General features: G+C 61.2%; 13 protein-coding genes. 4 read left to right on the forward strand and 9 right to left on the reverse strand.

Features of this window, described 5'->3' with window-relative positions; all coding sequences use genetic code 11:
- Nucleotides 1–38: 38 nt before the first annotated feature.
- From fabD to B5F74_RS05935, 9 genes are all read right to left on the reverse strand, one after another.
- Nucleotides 39–974: an ACP S-malonyltransferase gene (gene fabD / locus B5F74_RS05895; protein WP_087200829.1), complete on the reverse strand. Its 936-nt coding sequence runs from the start codon at nt 972–974 to the stop codon at nt 39–41.
- Nucleotides 974–1903, reverse strand: coding sequence for a nitronate monooxygenase (locus tag B5F74_RS05900; protein ID WP_066830423.1), 930 nt, complete (start codon nt 1901–1903; stop codon nt 974–976). The genes fabD and B5F74_RS05900 overlap by 1 nt, the downstream gene beginning before the upstream one ends.
- Nucleotides 1904–1954: 51 nt before the next feature.
- Entirely contained in the window at nt 1955–2911 is a 957-nt protein-coding gene (locus B5F74_RS05905; RefSeq protein ID WP_087200831.1) for a beta-ketoacyl-ACP synthase III, read from the reverse strand.
- Nucleotides 2908–3747: an acetyl-CoA carboxylase carboxyltransferase subunit alpha gene (locus B5F74_RS05910; RefSeq protein WP_066830429.1), complete on the reverse strand. Its 840-nt coding sequence runs from the start codon at nt 3745–3747 to the stop codon at nt 2908–2910. Before B5F74_RS05910 ends, B5F74_RS05905 begins: the two co-directional genes overlap by 4 nt.
- A complete protein-coding gene (gene accD, locus B5F74_RS05915; RefSeq protein WP_066830432.1) occupies nt 3737–4603 on the reverse strand; it encodes an acetyl-CoA carboxylase, carboxyltransferase subunit beta in 867 nt (288 codons plus the stop codon). The genes B5F74_RS05910 and accD overlap by 11 nt, the downstream gene beginning before the upstream one ends.
- A 3-nt stretch (nt 4604–4606) precedes the next feature.
- Nucleotides 4607–5992, reverse strand: coding sequence for an acetyl-CoA carboxylase biotin carboxylase subunit (gene accC / locus B5F74_RS05920; RefSeq protein ID WP_087200833.1), 1386 nt, complete (start codon nt 5990–5992; stop codon nt 4607–4609).
- Between the two features lie 13 nt (nt 5993–6005).
- Nucleotides 6006–6485, reverse strand: coding sequence for an acetyl-CoA carboxylase biotin carboxyl carrier protein (accB, locus tag B5F74_RS05925; protein WP_239283377.1), 480 nt, complete (start codon nt 6483–6485; stop codon nt 6006–6008).
- Between the two features lie 161 nt (nt 6486–6646).
- On the reverse strand, nt 6647–6877 hold the full coding sequence (acpP, locus tag B5F74_RS05930) for an acyl carrier protein (RefSeq protein ID WP_066830438.1): 231 nt from the start codon (nt 6875–6877) through the stop codon (nt 6647–6649).
- 265 nt (nt 6878–7142) lie between these two features.
- On the reverse strand, nt 7143–9818 hold the full coding sequence (locus B5F74_RS05935; RefSeq protein WP_087200836.1) for an ABC transporter ATP-binding protein/permease: 2676 nt from the start codon (nt 9816–9818) through the stop codon (nt 7143–7145).
- Nucleotides 9819–10355: 537 nt separating this feature from the next.
- Between B5F74_RS05935 and rlmD the strand changes: the two genes are divergently transcribed.
- From rlmD to B5F74_RS05955, 4 genes are all read left to right on the forward strand, one after another.
- Nucleotides 10356–11612 carry a 23S rRNA (uracil(1939)-C(5))-methyltransferase RlmD gene (gene rlmD / locus B5F74_RS05940; RefSeq protein ID WP_087200837.1) on the forward strand — a complete coding sequence of 419 codons (1257 nt, stop codon included), beginning with the start codon at nt 10356–10358 and terminating at the stop codon, nt 11610–11612.
- Nucleotides 11613–11780: 168 nt separating this feature from the next.
- Entirely contained in the window at nt 11781–13898 is a 2118-nt protein-coding gene (locus B5F74_RS05945; RefSeq protein WP_087200839.1) for an NAD-dependent epimerase/dehydratase family protein, read from the forward strand.
- A gap of 3 nt (nt 13899–13901) precedes the next feature.
- The gene (locus B5F74_RS05950) at nt 13902–14801 is read left to right on the forward strand and encodes a hypothetical protein (RefSeq protein ID WP_087200841.1); all 900 of its coding nucleotides are present in this window, start codon (nt 13902–13904) and stop codon (nt 14799–14801) included.
- On the forward strand, nt 14802–16661 hold the full coding sequence (locus B5F74_RS05955) for a DUF2194 domain-containing protein (protein WP_087200842.1): 1860 nt from the start codon (nt 14802–14804) through the stop codon (nt 16659–16661).

Genomic DNA, 16661 nt, shown 5'->3' on the forward strand with positions numbered 1-16661 from the left:
CGAGCGCGCTGCCGCGCGGACGGACCCGGCTCCTCGCCCTACTCGGCGGTCAGCTTGGCGAGATCCTCGACGGTCTCGACGGGAGTGCAGGAGAGCTCCTTGGCGGTCTTGCGAACCAAGCCGGAGAGCACCTTGCCCGGGCCGATCTCGATGATGCGATCGACACCCAGGTCGGCCAGACGGCAGATGGTGTCCTCCATGCGGACGGAGGACTGCACTTGGCGCTCGAGCAGGCTGACGATGGTATCGCCTTCGCCCATCTCACGCCCCAGCGTGTTGAACAGCACGGGCACGCGCATCTCGCCCAGCTCCAGGCCGGAGAGGCGCTCGCGCAGGGCATCGCCGGCGGGCTTGAGCAGCGAGGTGTGGAACGGGCCGCTCACCTTGAGCGGGATGCAACGGCGGGCGCCGGCCTCCTTGGCGGCGGCAGCGGCGGCCTCGACCGGCTCACGGTCGCCCGCGATGACGATCTGGCCGGGGCAGTTGTAGTTGGAGACCTCGACGGTCAGGCCCTCGGCGACGGCCGCAGCGGCAGTCTCGACCACGGACTCCACGGTCTGGCGGTCAAGGCCGAGGATGGAGATCATAGCGGTGTCGCGCCCGGCGGCGGCGCTGGCCATGGCCGCTCCGCGGAAGGCAGCGAGCTTCACGGCCTCGACGGGATCGAACACGCCCGCGGCGGCAAGTGCGGAGTACTCGCCCAGCGACAGGCCGGCGACGTAGTCGGGCGTGAGGCCGAGCTCGGCCAGCACCGCAGTCATGCCGCAGGCGAAAGCGACCATGCACGGCTGGGTGTACTCGGTCTGGTTCAGCTGGTCGTCGGGACCCTCGAACATGAGCGTCTTGAGATCGAAGTCGACGGCCTCGTCCGCGGCGTCGATCATGGCGGCGAACGTCGGATAGGCCTCGTACAGGTCACGGCCCATGCCCGCGTGCTGCGAGCCCTGGCCGGCATACAGAAACGCGGTCGTCATTATGCGCTCAACCCCTCGATCGTTGCCTTGCAGCCGGCAACCATATCCTCGAGAATCGCGCGAACCGGACGGACCTCGTGCACCATGCCGGCGATCTGGCCGCACATGAAGCTACCGGTGTCCACGTCGCCATCGAGGACGGCGCGACGCAGGGAGCCGAGGGTCAGCGCCTCGAGCTCGTCGCGCTTGGTGCCCTCCTGCTCGAGCTCCAGATACTTCTTGGTCATCTTGTTCTTGAGGCAGCGAACGGGAGCGCCGGCGGGACGGCCGGTCACCACGGTGTCGTTGACGCCCGCCTTGACGACCTTCTCCTTGTAGTTCGCGTGGATGGGGCACTCCTCGCTCGCAAGCAGGCAGGTGCCCACCTGCACGCCGCACGCGCCCAGCGCATAGGCGGCCGCCATGCCGCGACCGTCGGCGATACCGCCGGCGGCGATCACGGGCAGATCGACCGCGTCGACCACAGCGGGGACGAGCGCCATCGTGGTCGCCTCGCCCACATGGCCGCCGGACTCGGTGCCCTCGGCGATGATGCCGTCGATGTCCAGGCGCGCCAGGCGCTTGGCGAGAATCGGGGCGGCGACCACGGGGAAGATGCGGATGCCCGCTTCCTTCCAGGCGGCAACGTACTTAGCGGGGTTGCCCGCGCCGGTGGTGACGACCTTCACGCCCTCCTCGACGACAACCTGCGCGCACTCGTCGATATGCGGGTTCATGAGCATGAGGTTAACGCCGAAGGGCTTGTCCGTGAGCTCCTTCGCGCGGCGGATCTGAGCGCGCAGGCTCTCGCCGTCCAAGCCGCCGCCGGCCACAAGACCGAGGGCGCCGGCATTGGAGCACGCGGCAGCGAACTCGCCGGTGGCGATATTCGCCATGCCGCCCTGGATGATGGGGAACTCGGTCCCCAAGATCTCGTTGAGCTTCTTCATGTATCTCTTCCTTTCGAAGGTCAGTTGCGTCTATCGATCTGATGCCCGGCGCTACGCCAGCTCGGCGAGGGCGCCGGCCCAGGTGAGACCCGCGCCGAATCCGGCCATGAGCACGCGGTTGCCGGGCACGATCTTGCCGGCGCGCACGAGCTCATCGAGCAGGATCGGCACGCTGCCGGCCGACGTGTTGCCCATATGGTCGATATTCCCCTCGCACTTCGCGGGGTCGAGGCCGAGCTTTTTGACCGAATAGTCCACGATGCGCTTGTTGGCCTGGTGGTACACGAAGCGGTCGACCTCGTCTGCCGTGATGCCGGCGGCGTCGAGCACCTCTTTGGTGGCGCGCGGCATCACCTCGGTGGCGAAGCGGATAACGGCTCGGCCGTCCATATGCAAATACGACGGCTCGTCGCACCCCACGCCCGGCGCGTACAGGGACGCATCGTCGCCGCGCGAGCCCCAGACCGCATACAGCTGCGGGTAGCCCTCGCGGCACTCGAGCACCGCCGCGCCGGCGCCGTCGCCGAACAGCACGCACGTCGTGCGGTCCGTGAAATCCATGACGCGCGACAGCGTATCGATGCCGACCACGAGCGCATAGGGGCGCTTGGCGCCCGGAAGCAGGCACTCGGCGACGTGCAGGCCGTACACGAATCCCGCGCAGGCCGCGTTCAGGTCGAAGCACAGCGTGTCCTCGGGCATGCCCAGATCGGCCTGCAGCACGCACGCCGCCGACGGGGTGCAGGTGTCGGCGGTGAACGTGGCGACGAGGCACACGCCGACCTGGTCGGCGGTAAGACCGGCGGCCTCGAGCGCGCGGGACGCCGCATCGCGCACGAGCGAGCGGTGGGTCTCCCCCGCCTCCGCGTCGCAATAGTGACGCGATCGGATGCCGGTACGCGAGCTGATCCATTCGTCCGACGTATCGACGATCTTCGCCATGTCGTCGTTGGTCATCACGCGCGACGGCACCGCCGATCCGGTTCCGACGATCTTCACTCCGCTCATACGCGACCCCTCTTCACGGCCGTCGTGCCCACGGCACGGAACTTGCGATACCGGTCGTTGGCGAGCGCGGTGGGGCTCATCTTGGAAAGCTCCTCGAGCTCGCGCGAAAGCTGCGTGTCGAGCACCTGGAACAGCGCCTGCGGGTTCTCGTGGGCGCCGCCGGCGGGCTCGGGGATGATTCCGTCGATAACGCCGAGCTCGAGCAGGTCGTCAGCCGTGAGCTTCATGACCTCGCAGGCCTCGTCGGCACGGCTCGCGTCCTTCCAGAGGATCGATGCGAAGCCCTCGGGCGACAGCACCGAATACACGGCGTTCTCGAGCATGATGACGCGGTTGCCCACGGCGAGCGCCAGCGCGCCGCCGGAGCCGCCCTCGCCGCAGATGACGCTGATCACGGGGACCGTCAGCGAGCTCATAAGCTCGATGGAGCGCGCGATGGCCTCACCCTGACCGTGCGCCTCGGCCTCAAGACCCGGATAGGCGCCGGAGGTGTCGACGAACGTGAAGATGGGGCGGCCGAACTTCTGCGCCTGGAGCATGATGCGCTGCGCCTTGCGATAGCCCTCGGGAGACGCCATGCCGAAATTGAACGCGATGCGGTCCTCGATCTCGGTGCCCTTGCGGTTACCGAGAATCGTGACCGGGCGGCCGTGGAAGCGCGCGATACCGCCCATGATGCTGCGGTCGTCGGTGGCGGCACGGTCGCCGCGCTGCTCGAAGAAGTCCGTGAACAGGGCGTCGACGATCTCGGCCACGCCCGGACGGCCGGGATGGCGCGCGATGGCCACGCGCTGGGCTGCGGTGAGCACGTCGACCGGGACAAGGTTATCCGACATGTTCGGCACCCCCCTTCTTGTGGAGAGAAAGCAGACGGATGAGCGTGGTGCGCATGCGGGCACGCGGCACGACGGCATCCAGGAATCCGTGCTCGACCTGGAACTCGGCGCTCTGGAAGCCCTCGGGAAGCTTCTCGCCGATGGTCTGCTCGATCACGCGCGGACCGGCGAAACCGATGAGCGCACCGGGCTCGGCGAGCATGATGTCGCCCAGGCTGGCAAAGCTCGCGGTCACGCCACCCGTGGTGGGATGGGTCATAACCGAGATATACAGGCCGCCGCGGTCGGAGAAGCGCTGGATTGCCGCGGAGGTCTTCGCCATCTGCATCAGCGAGATGATGCCCTCCTGCATGCGGGCGCCGCCGCTGGCGGAGAAGATGATCAGCGGAAGGTGCTGCTTGGTCGCGCGCTCGATGAGCCGCGTCAGGCGCTCGCCGACCACAGCCCCCATGCTCGCCATGAGGAAACGCGTGTCGAGCGCGGCGATGGCGACGCGGATGCCGCCGATCTTGCCGATACCCGTGACAACCGCGTCGCCGGTATGCGTCTTGGCGCGCAGAGTGGAAAGCTTGTCGGGATAGCCCGGGAAATCGAGCGGATCGGTCGAGACGAGCGAGGCGTCGAGCTCGCGGAACTGACCGTCGTCGACGACCATGCGGATACGGTCGCGCGCGGGAATGCCGAAATGATGGCCGCAGTATGGGCAGACGAACTGATTCGCCGCCAGGTCGCTATCCGCGAGCGCGCGCCCGCAGCTGGGGCACGTCTTCTCCTCAACCGTCGGGGCGCTGCCCTGCTCGCGCATCTTCTTGAGCGCTATGAGCCGGTTGCGGCGCTCGGCAAGAATTCCTGCCATGCGTTACGCCTCCTCTTGCACGTCGGCGGCGTTGGTCCACGCGAGCAACGTGTCCAGGTTCTCGTCGATAAACGACGTGTTGTACGTCGCGCGGATGAAGCCGGGGTGGTACATGATCTGATGAAGGACGTCGATGTTGGTCTTGGGACCGTCGATAACGAACTCCTCCAGGCAGCGACGCATGCGGCGAATGGCCTCCAGACGCGTCGGCGCCCAGACGATGAGCTTGGCCGCCAGCGAGTCGTAGTAGGGCGGCAGCTCGCAGCCGGCATACAGGCCGGTGTCGACGCGCACGCCGTAACCGCCGGGCAGGTGCACGAAGTCGACGAGGCCCGGCGAGGGCATAAAGCCGTGAGCCGGATCCTCGGCGTTGATGCGGCATTCGATCGCATGCCCGCGCAGGTTGATATCGTCCTGCGTGAAGGACAGCGAGAGGCCCGAGGCCACGCGCAGCTGCTCGCGCACCAGGTCGATGCCGGTCACGCACTCGGTGATGGGATGCTCGACCTGAATGCGCGTGTTCATCTCGATGAAGTAGAACTCGCCGGAGGGATCGAGCACGAACTCGATGGTGCCCGCGTTCACGTACCCCGCGGCGCGGGCCGCCTTGACCGCCGCCTCGCCCATGCGCTCGCGCAGCTCGGGCGTGAGCACGCGCGAAGGGGTCTCCTCGATCATCTTCTGACCGCGACGCTGGATGGAGCAGTCGCGCTCGCCCAGCTGCACGACGTTGCCGCAGCTGTCGGCCATAATCTGGAACTCGATGTGGTGGGGGTTCAGCACGAGCTTCTCGAGGTACATCTCGTCATCGTTGAAGCAGGCGCGCGACTCGGCACGGGCCTCCTCGAACAGGTCCTCGAACTGATCCGGGTCGAACACCTTGCGCATGCCGCGACCGCCACCGCCGGCAGCGGCCTTGATGAGCACAGGGTAGCCGATCTCGTCGGCGATGCGCTTGGCCTCCGCCGCGTCGGCGACCGAACCGTCGGAGCCGGGCACGACCGGCACGCCGGCGTTCTTCATGAGCTCGCGCGCGGCGGCCTTGTTGCCCATCATGCGGATGACGTCGCCCGACGGGCCGATCCACGTGATGCCGTTCTTCTCGCACTCGTCGGCGAACTCCGCGTTCTCGGAAAGGAAGCCGTATCCAGGGTGGATGGCGTCGCAGTGCGCGGCCTTGGCCACCGTGAGAATGGCGTCGGTGTTGAGGTAGCTTTGGGCCGACGAGGCGGGACCGATGCAGTAGGAATGCTCGGCGAGCTGCACGTGCAGAGCCTCGCGATCGGCCTCGGAATAGACGACCACCGGCTCGATGTCGAGCTCGCGGCACGCGCGGAACACGCGCACGGCGATCTCGCCTCGGTTGGCGATGAGGATTCGCTTGAACATAGGCCCGCTTCCCTTACGCCTCGTGGTAGCGGATCAGCGGGGCGCCGAAGGACACGAGCTCGCCGTCGGTCGCCATGATCTCGTCGATCACGCAGTCGACCGGAGCGGTGACCTCGCTCATCATCTTCATGGCCTCGAGCAAGCAAACCGTATCGCCCTTCTTGACGCGGTCGCCGGGCTGGACATAGGGGTCCTTATCGGGCGACGGGGCGACGTAAAACGTACCGACGAGCGGAGCGGTGATGCAGGGACCGTCCGCCGCCGCGGGCTCCTCGGACGCAGGCGCGGGCGCAGCGGGTGCCACGGAAGCGGCAGGGGCAGCAGGCGCGACCGGAGCGGCAGCGGGGGCGGCAGCGATCGTCGCGGGCGCCGGCACGCAGCCGGGCTTTTCGAGCTCGATGGTGGTGTCGCCGCTCGTGATCTTCATGCGGCCGATGCCGCTCGTGTCAAAACGACCCATGAGGTCGATGATGTCCTGAGTTTTCATAGCCATGTGCATGGACCTCCTTTGTTCGGGAAACACTGGTCGTTTGCCTCCGGGGAGCGGCGCCCGTCTGCGGCGCCGGCTCGGAACCAATCGATCAGCGCATCCCGCGAAGCATAAATAAAACCGGGCAGAGCGCACGGCCCTGCCCGGTTCTTGGCTCGGATTTGTTACTGAGCCTTGTTCTCCAGGTAGTCGGCCAGATCGCCAACGGTCTTGAACTGGTCGAGCTCGGCGTCGTCGATCTCGCAGTCGAAGGCCTCCTCGAGAGCCATGACGAGCTCCATAGCGGCCAGGGAGTCAGCGCCCAGGTCCTCCTCGAGCTTGGCCTCGCGGGTGACCTTCTCAAGGTCGCAACCGACGGTCTCGGAGATGACCTCGCGCATCTTCTCGAAATCCATGACAACTCCTTCCCGAGCGCGCCATTCGTCTGCGCTCGAATCCGAAACGCACGCAGCGCGCACGCCCCTGTCTGCAAAACTCGCTAAAGCATTTTAGTTAAAAATTTTGAGATGTTGACGACGCAACATCTCTACGCAGGAACTGCACAATCCGGCATTGTGGCTGGTAAATATTGGTAAACGAATCGTAAGGAGGTATACGGAAAGGCCGCGTACGGGACAGCTCCCGCACGCGGCCCTGAAACCCTTGCGTTGCGATGGGGTTCTATTCGGTGCGCAGCGCCGTGACCGGGTCCTTCTTCGCGGCCATGCGGCTGGGAGCCACGCCGGCGACGAGCGAGAGCACGACCGAGATGAGCACCAGCGCGACACCGGCGCCGACGGGCACCGCCGCGAGATCGGCCACGCCCGCCACCTGCTCGATGATCATGTTGGCGGGGATGTCCAGCAGGACCGTGACCGCGATGCCCAGCACGCCGGAGACGAATCCGATGATGAACGTCTCTGCCGTGAAGATGCGGCTCACGTCGCGCTTGCTCGCGCCGATAGCGCGCAGGATACCGATCTCCTTGGTGCGCTCGAGCACGGAGATGTAGGTGATGATGCCGATCATGATCGAGCTCACCACCAGCGAGATCGCTACGAACGCGATGAGGATGTAGGTGATGGCGTTCACGATATCGGTCACGCTCGACATCAGCGTCCCCACGATATCGGTGTACTGGATCTCGGTCCCCTCGCCCGATGCGGCGATGTCGTCGTTGTACTCGGCGATGAGGTTGTCGACGTACTCTTTGGCCTCGAAGTCGTTGGGGTAGATGTTGATGGAGTACGGATCGTCCAGGTCCGCGACGCCGAGCTTCTCCAGATTGCCGTCATAGGTCGCGTTGTCGGTCTGTTGGGACATCTGGCGCGAGAAGGCGGAGACGATCTCCTCGTCCGACAGGCCCTCGCTCCTCAGCTGGTCGACGTAGGCCTGCAGCTGAGCACCCTGCTCGGCGGGCATTTGGGAGATCAGGGCCTCGATGCCCTCCATGGTGAGCTCGTCGGTCGAAGAATCCTGGAAGGGCATGCCGGTGAAGATGTCCGTCGAGGGATTGCCCTGCTGGGCCTCCACGACGGCGCTGTCGTTAACGAGGCCGACCATGTGCTCCATGAGCTCAGGTGTATACAGGACGGCGCCCCAGTTGCTACCCGAATCGTTGTCCTCCGAAGGGCGCACGATGCCCACGACGCGCACCTCTTCGGCGCTGTTGACCACATCGGTCATGTAGGCGTCGTCATCCTCCATATCAAGCCAGGTGCCGTCGTCCTGCTCTGCGTACTTGGAGCTCTCGGGCACGAGCTTGAACGCGAGATCCATGAGCTCGTCATAGGTGTAGCTCGTCTGCTCGACCTCCTCGACACGCTTGCCGGCGATGACGTCGGCCATCATGCCGCGCAGGTCGGACTGATCGAGCAGCCCGAGCGCGTAGAGCGTGTAGTCCGAGATGCGGTCGTTACGGTCGACGTAGATGACGACCTCGTTCCAGCTCTCGGGCATGCGGCCGGCAACGATGTCGTAGTCGCGATCCCACAGCTCGCGGTTGGGGAGCAGCGCCGTCCATACGTCATAGCTCGAACCGCTCGTCCCCGACATGGAGCTCATCATCTCGGTCTGTGTCGAGCCGGAAGTCGAGAAGCCGAGCGAGTCCATCACGGTCGCGGGGTTGACCTGCACCGGGCCATCCGACGTATCGGACTTGTAGACGTTGAGCGGAGTGTCGTAGCTGTACTCTATCGCGGTCACGTAATCGTTGATGTCACCGGGGTTGGAGTCGAGCCACTTCTTGATGGCCTCCATGTCGTTCTCGTTGGCACCGTCGGCGACGCTGGTCACCATATCGGTCACCAGGTCTTTCGACTCGACCTCGCCCGATGTGTTCTCGGATGCCGCCTCTCCGGCGGTCCCCATCATGGACGTCATCATGCTCGCGATGTCGATCGAGGTCTCCTGGATCGTGAGCGGGTAGTCGCCCATCGTCGATTCCTCGGTCTCGGCGATATAGTTCTGCGCTCCATCCGACAGCGACAGAATCAGCGCGATGCCGATGATGCCGATCGACCCCGCGAACGCCGTGAGAAACGTGCGCCCCTTCTTGGTCATGAGGTTGTTGAACGACAGCATGATGGCCGATAGATAGCTCATGCCCCGCTTGCCCTTGCGCGCATCGGCGACGGCGTGCTCTTGGATCTGTTCTTCGGTGAGGTACTCGACCTGGGAGTCGACGGGATTGGAATCGCTTATCAGAACGCCGTCTGAGATGCGAACGATGCGATCCGAATACTCCTCGGCAAGCTGAGGGTTATGGGTCACCATGATGACCAGGCGATCGCGCGACAGACGCTTCAGGATCTCCATGACCTCGACGGAGGTGTCGGTATCGAGCGCGCCCGTCGGCTCGTCTGCCAGGATGATCTCGGGATCGTTGACGATGGCGCGCGCGATGGCGACGCGCTGCATCTGACCGCCGGAGAGCTGGTTGGGGCGCTTGTGCATATGCTCAGCCAAGCCGACCTGTGCCAAAGCCTCCTCGGCGCGCTGCCGGCGCTCCGCCTTGGGTGCACCCGAGAGCAGCAGCGCCATCTCCACGTTCGCGATGACGTTCTGATGGGGGATCAGGTTGTAGCTCTGGAAGACGAAGCCCACGGAATGGTTTCGATACGTGTCCCAGTCGCGATCAAGGTAGCTTTTGGTCGATCGTCCGTTGATGACGAGGTCGCCGCGGGTGTACTGGTCGAGTCCGCCGATGATGTTGAGCAACGTGGTCTTGCCGCAGCCGGACTGGCCGAGGATACTCACGAATTCCTGGTCACGGAAGGTAACCGATATGCCCTTCAGCGCATGGACGACGGAATCACCTGCCGGATAGTCCTTGGTAATGCCTTTGAGTTCGAGCACCGAATCTCCTTTGGGATATGTGGATCGGCGAAAGGCCGCCTCGAGTTCCGAATGCAGATATCCTACCCACTCGATGCGGCAGCATACGAAAAAGAATGGGGCCACGGCAGCAAAGTGGCCACATCGGACACATGGGGCAGGGGCCGGATGCGAATGGCGCTGGAATCAAGGGTAGTATGCCGGAAAACCCGGCATACCACCCTTGATGTAATGTTTTTCTATAATTATTATTTATTTAAATATGTTGCTCAAGCAAAAAAGGACTTTTGGGTACATCATTCATGGGTCCGTAAGTAGATGGCCTGATAGATATCTTTATGTATATTCTTAACAGTATTGAATATGATCTACCTATAGGTCTACACAGAGGGTCTCAAAATATGTACCCAAAAGTCCCGTTTTCGTTTTGGCCTCCCCTCTCATCGGCACCTCGCACCCCTTGAGACGTGTTCATTTTGCTGAAGGCGGGCGCGGACCGCTTTCATGCAGCACAATGGTTCTGTTTTGACCCACACCCAGCGCTCGATTGGATCGTTTATGCCAAAGCCCTCCGCCCCGCTCAAGCAAAAGCGCGTCACAGCCGACGGGCCGTGCCCGGTTATGCGTTCGTGCGGCGGCTGCACCTGGCTTGGCATGCCCTATCGCAAGCAGCTTGCCCGCAAGCAGCAGGCCACCGAGGAGCTCTTCGCCCCGCTCATCGCACGCCATCAGTGGGATGTCTCCATCGATCCCGTGCGAGGCATGGGCGGTTGCGCCGGTGAGGGGTCGCTTCCAGCTCCGCGCGCATTCCGCTACAAAGCGGTCACCCCGTTTGCACCCAGCCAGCACGGAGGGGTGCGCTGCGGGTTTTTCGCACGGGGCACCCACCGCATCGTGCACGTTCCGGACTGCATCGTCGAGGCGCCTGACGCCCGGCATATCCTCAACGCGGTGGCGCACGCAGCAGAATCCTGCCGCATCCCCGCCTACAACGAGGACACCCACCGCGGCCTGCTGCGCTACGCCGTCCTCCGCATGGGATGGCGCACCGACGAGGCCATGCTGACGCTCGTGACGAGTCAGCGACAGCTGCCACGCTATCGAGCGTTCATCGAGGCCCTTCAGCGTATCGACGGGCGCATCACCACGATCGCCCAAAACGTCAACCCTCGCGTCACCAACGCGATCCTGGGCAACGACACGCACATCCTTTTCGGACGCACCCACCTGCGCGATCAGCTGCTCGGATGCACCTTCGACATCTCCCCCACCGCGTTCTACCAGACGAACCCCGCACAGACGGAGGTGCTCTATCAGCTCGCCATCGAAGGCATGGGGCTTGAAGAGGGGGACGTTCTGATGGACGCCTACTGCGGCAGCGGCACCATCGGCCTGTGCGCCGCGCAGGCAGCATCGGATGCAGGGGTCAACGTTCAGATCATCGGCGTCGAGCGCAACGCCGCCGGCATCGCCGATGCAAAGCGCAACGCGCAGCTGAACAGCCTTGAGCAGCGCGCGCGATTCATCAACGATGACGCCACCTCGTATATGAAGCGCGCCGCCGAGCGAGGCGAGCGCGTCGACGTGCTGTGCTTCGACCCGCCGCGAGCGGGCTCTACGCCCGCATGCCTCGACGCGGCGTGCGCGATGGCTCCCCGCCGCATCGTCTACGTCAGCTGCAACCCTCAGACACAGGTGCGCGACATCGAGCATCTCGCACGCGGGGGATATCGTCTAACGCGTCTGACGCCCGTTGACATGTTCCCCCACACTGAGCATGTGGAGACGGTCGCGATTTTGAACAGGGTATTATAAAATAAGTTGATAATGATACTGATATTATAGTATTATTATATTTTTGATATGATAACACTAAAACTAGATATATATGCTGCACCTAGAGCCACATTTTCTTCCAAGAAGTGTAGTATCATTTTGTTGTTGAAAAAGGCATCGTTCGTGTAGTAGTCGGGTGCTACGCATATGAACTTCTTATTCGTTGGAGCCTGTGACACGGCGGGTAGCTCCATCGCCACGCGCATGTACCGTGAGGGCCATCACATCGCATGGCTCACGGATGAACCCACGCTGCCGCTCTGGGGAGACAAGATCCATGGAAAGGTCTTTCGCAGCAGCATCACCCCAAAAACGTGCAAGCAAATCCTCGAAGGAGAGGCAGCCGACTACCTCATTTTTCTGACCGCCCCTTGGCGTGAAAAGACAAGTAGGAGCAAGAACGCATACGGATCGCTCCTGAGCACCCTGAACGTCGTGCTGAGGACAGCCGCGGCGGCCAAAACGAAGCGAATCTGCCTCCTTTCGAGCGACCAGCTGGCTGACGACCATCTCCTCAATCCCGAACTTGAAGAGCTGCGTGCAGCCGAACGCATGGCAGCCTCGTTCAGCAAACAGAACAACATGAGCCTGCTCATTTTGCGCATGGGCCTCTTGTTCAGCGATGACATCACAACTGCCACGCTTGTTGAACAGCTGATACACGACATGACAGAAGACGATGTCCCTCGCATCCCCTTCACCGCCGATTCCGAGCTTGACCTGCTGTGCGCATCTGATTTAGCAGAGGCGTTCCTTCGACTCGTAAACCTCAACACCATGGGAACGCACACCGTGTTGACCGGGTCCCCTGTAACCGCGCGCACGCTCTGCACATCGGTCGCACACGTCGCTCATTACAGCGGGGAGATTGAATACGGAGGCACACAATACCTTTGCGACGAACGGCCTTCAGACGAGATACGCCTCCTCACCGGCTGGATGCCTTTCTATCTGTTCACCGAGAAAGGCGAGTTGTTTCTACAAAAGAGCCTCTCTCGCAAGACTGTGGTTCAAGAAGAGGAAGAAAGACGCACCTGGTTGCAGGTGCTCCGAAGCCATTCGTTTGCCTGGGCAACCATCCAGAACTTTTTGCTCTTCGCCGTCGCCGCAACAACTTCAGCGCTAACCGAAGATTGGAGCGACCTGCGATACGTCGACGTCCGCCTTCTCTATGTGGTGATCATCGCCATCACCTTCGGCATGCGGCAAGGACTGATAGCTACGGCGCTCGCCTGCTGCAGCTACGCCGTGAGCCTACTGCACTCAGGAATCGACTTGTCGTATCTGCTCTACAACGTCGGCACGTGGATTCCGTTCATCATTTTCGGTGTAGCTGGTGCGTTCGGAGGCTATTGGAGCGATAAGAAAAACGATGAATACGATACGCTTCAAAGAGAGAAAGATGAGCTTAATCAACGCTATGACCTGCTTAAGCGGCTGTATCGAGAGGTTGTGTCGCTCAAAAACCAGCTGCAGAAGCAAATCGTTGTTTCCAAAGAGAGCTTCACTCGCATGTACTCCATCATGTCGGAATTGGATTCCACCGATCAGCGCATGCTCATGGCACGCACCGTGCGCGTAGCAGAGCAAGTCATGAATTGCGAGGGCGCGGCATTCTACATCCTCGCAGGGAAGCGCCATCAGTGGGCTCGCCTATCGGTTTGCTCAGCAGCATGGTCTCCCAATCTCCAGCGAAGCAAAGACCTTACCTCCATGCCAACACTGTACACCAGAATCATGGATGGAAAGATTTTCGTAAACACCGATCTTATGGCCGGATACCCATCCATGGCCATGCCGGTTATGCAAGGCAGCACGCCAAAGGCACTGGTCACCATCTACAACATTCCTTTGGAAAACTTCACGACCGACTATGAGAACCGTTTCCAAACACTCGTGCAGATGATTCAAGACTACCTGGTCAAAGCACTTGAGTACGAGCGAAAAAATCGCGACAGGCTCTTTCTGCCCGGCACGCGCATCTATAACGCAAAGGCGTTCTCTAAGGAGCTGGAAACCCTACGCACCATCGACAAAGAATTCGGCTGCCCGTTTTCCCTGGGCCGCCTGAATTGTACCGACGGGGCGACCAGCCTTAAGGCGCTCTATAAACGAGCTGAACCGCTTCTGCGCAGCACCGATCTCATCGGCGTCGGACCAGACGGCAGCGCACATGCCCTGTTCTTATATGTCGACGACTCCGCCCGTGCCCAACTGAGCGCGCGTCTCGCATCCAAAGGCCTCTCGGTAACGTGGGAGGACTAGGTTATGGACATGATCTTATGCATACTTCTGGCAATACATGTCATTCTCTCCCTCGTCTACCCATGGGACTGGTTCCAGACCTATGGCCGAATTCAAGAAGCCATCGTTCGCATGGTGATCAGCCTCTTCCTCCCACTTGTGGGAGTTGTCACCATGAAACTCGTTGACTACTTCTATGAGCAGAACCCATACGCCCAGATGGATGAACTCTATTTGGGTCGAGGAGAATTGACTGACGAACTGCAGCTTCTTCGCGCCGTCGATTCGCAGCAAGCCGCCAAAACCGCCCCAGGCGTAGACGTGCTCCAGCTGGAAAACTATGACGAGCGTCGCCGAATGGTTATGAACACGCTGCGTCAATCCGATACCGCCGACTACATGGACGTACTGCGCCGAGCACTTGTCAACGAGGATCGTGAGACGTCCCATTATGCCAGCGTCGTGATCATGGACCTTCAGGAGCGCATGCAGAGACAGCTCGTCGCCGTTGAGCGGCGTCTTCGCGAGGATCCCGACAACCCTGATGCGCTTTATGCACTTGAAGAGGAGCTATACAGCATTATCCGCAGCGAGGTCATTGACGAAAACAGCCTGCCGCGATATTACAACCGCTATATTCAGGTTTCCGATGAGCTCTTAGCACAGGCTTCGCCAAGTGCTGAGTGCTTCCATCGACGCATCAAAGTCGATCTCAAGACGCACGATAGCACCCATGCCAAAGAGACCGCCGAGCGGTTCCTTACGAGCAATCCGGACAGCGAAGATGCGGTTGTGGACATGATCAATGTGTGTGTCCAACTCAATGATCGCGCCGGACTGGACAGACTCCTTGACAACCTTGGCAGCATGCCCGTAGTGCTCACTGAACGTTCCCTGCAATACATCAGGTATTTGAGGAGGTAGATGAATATGGAAAAATACTATCGCAAGATCTACCTCTATATCTTCGGAGCTATCGCTATCGCCGTGGTGCTGTTTGCCATGAATAGTGGGCTGCTCATCAGGTCTGACGAGCAGAGCGTATCGTTTCAGCGCTCCGAACCCGTGGATACGCTATCCCAAGCGGATATGGAAGCCTCAACCACCTCCGCATTGGTGCTCTATGATCCCGGTGACGAAAACTCCAAAAAATACCAAACCAACCTGGAACGCGTGTTTGGTTGGCTCCGTATCGACGCGAAATACCTCTCCGCTGAGCGCAAGGACTCCGTCTCGTACCAAGACTACGACATGGTGATGGTTGCGTTTTCCGATTGGGAGGGATTGATCGGTCAGGACTGCACGCGTCTTCTGCATTACGTCAACGACGGAGGCAAGCTGTTCCTTGGTTTGCTTCCAGATGATCCGGGCGGCGTATATCAGACCCTTTACCGGCACATGGGCATCATAGATTATGGCAACTATCAGCAATCAGACGGCATTCGATTCACTAACGAGCTGATACCGGGATCTACAAGCCAAACGTTCAAAGATGCCGACATATTCGGAGATGCCGTGCTCGGCGTTCAGGTGGAAGACAGCTGCCCCGTCTACGCCACGGCGCTCGTGGGCGATCGAGAAATCCCCCTGGTATGGCGCAGCGATTCGGGAGAAGGAGAAATACTCACCTATAACGCCACGGCAATCGTAGGCGACAGCTGGACAGGCTTTGCCGCGGGCTGCATTGCAACCCTGCTCGGCAACTACATGTATCCGGTCATCAACACCAAGACGGTGTTCATCGACGACTTTCCGTCGCCGCAGTACAACACCCAAAGCGATGTCATAGAGGAAGGCTACAACAGAACCGTGCAGGAGTTCTTCCGAGATATCTGGTGGCCGGATATGCAAAACGCCGCCCAACAATACAACTACGATTATGTTGGGTTGTTCATCGCGACCTACGACGACGTCGTCGATCCGGACGACTTCTTCTACCAGAAAGACACGGTGGAACAGTACTTCGGCAACAGCTTGCTCGACAACAACTTTGAAATCGGCGCGCACGGCTACAACCATCAGTCCCTTGCCCTCGATGGCGAGGTGCCCGCCGACCTCGGATACAATGCCTGGGATAACGAAGGCGATATGGAGGCCAGCCTGACCGAGCTGCTCGACATCACCGCAGATCTGTTTCCCGATGTCAAACTCTACACGTACGTGCCACCCTCCAACTACCTAGGATCCGACGGCCGCGAAGCCGTGGCACATGCCCTACCTGATCTGCAGGTGATATCCGGCGTGTACACAAGCGAAGGCGAGGAAGGCAGCGTCTACAAACAAGATTTCGAGATCGCGTCGGACGGCATCGTCGAATTCCCCCGGATAACCTCCGGAACACTGGATGACCCCTACGATCGTTTCACTTCCCTCAGCGTTGGAGGACTCTACGGGGTCTTCAGCCACTTCATTCATCCCGACGACATTTTGGACGAAGAGCGCGGGCAGGGCCTTTCATGGGAAGAGCTCTACCGACAGTACTGCACCCGTCTGCAATACATCAATGATTGCCTTTCGAGCCTGCAGCCGGCAACCGCAGTGGAGGCGGCACAGGCGCTGCGCATCGCTGAGGAGCTTGATGTCTCATATGCCGAGACCGACGGCAGGATCGAAGGCCAGTGCAACGGATACACCGGTACAAGCTACTGCTATTTCCGTAGCGACAAGAAGGCGGTCACCGACAACGACAACTGCAGCGTCAAACCCGTCAGCGATGTTGCCGGTGAGAAGTGGTATGTCGTGGAGATCTATGAGCCCACGTTCTCCTTTAAGCTGGAGGGCTGA

The sequence above is a fragment of the Collinsella sp. An271 genome, assembly GCF_002159695.1.
Taxonomy (GTDB): domain Bacteria; phylum Actinomycetota; class Coriobacteriia; order Coriobacteriales; family Coriobacteriaceae; genus Collinsella; species Collinsella ihumii.

Bases quoted from the DNA above. Each gene is read 5' to 3' on its own strand.
- fabD (WP_087200829.1), bottom strand. From the start codon at position 974: ATGACGACCGCGTTTCTGTATGCCGGCCAGGGCTCGCAGCACGCGGGC.
- acpP (WP_066830438.1), bottom strand. From the start codon at position 6,877: ATGGATTTCGAGAAGATGCGCGAGGTCATCTCCGAGACCGTCGGTTGC.
- accC (WP_087200833.1), bottom strand. From the start codon at position 5,992: ATGTTCAAGCGAATCCTCATCGCCAACCGAGGCGAGATCGCCGTGCGC.
- B5F74_RS05900 (WP_066830423.1), bottom strand. From the start codon at position 1,903: ATGAAGAAGCTCAACGAGATCTTGGGGACCGAGTTCCCCATCATCCAG.
- B5F74_RS05905 (WP_087200831.1), bottom strand. From the start codon at position 2,911: ATGAGCGGAGTGAAGATCGTCGGAACCGGATCGGCGGTGCCGTCGCGC.
- B5F74_RS05910 (WP_066830429.1), bottom strand. From the start codon at position 3,747: ATGTCGGATAACCTTGTCCCGGTCGACGTGCTCACCGCAGCCCAGCGC.
- B5F74_RS05950 (WP_087200841.1), top strand. From the start codon at position 13,902: ATGGACATGATCTTATGCATACTTCTGGCAATACATGTCATTCTCTCC.
- B5F74_RS05955 (WP_087200842.1), top strand. From the start codon at position 14,802: ATGAATATGGAAAAATACTATCGCAAGATCTACCTCTATATCTTCGGA.
- accB (WP_239283377.1), bottom strand. From the start codon at position 6,485: ATGGCTATGAAAACTCAGGACATCATCGACCTCATGGGTCGTTTTGAC.
- rlmD (WP_087200837.1), top strand. From the start codon at position 10,356: ATGCCAAAGCCCTCCGCCCCGCTCAAGCAAAAGCGCGTCACAGCCGAC.
- B5F74_RS05945 (WP_087200839.1), top strand. From the start codon at position 11,781: ATGAACTTCTTATTCGTTGGAGCCTGTGACACGGCGGGTAGCTCCATC.
- accD (WP_066830432.1), bottom strand. From the start codon at position 4,603: ATGGCAGGAATTCTTGCCGAGCGCCGCAACCGGCTCATAGCGCTCAAG.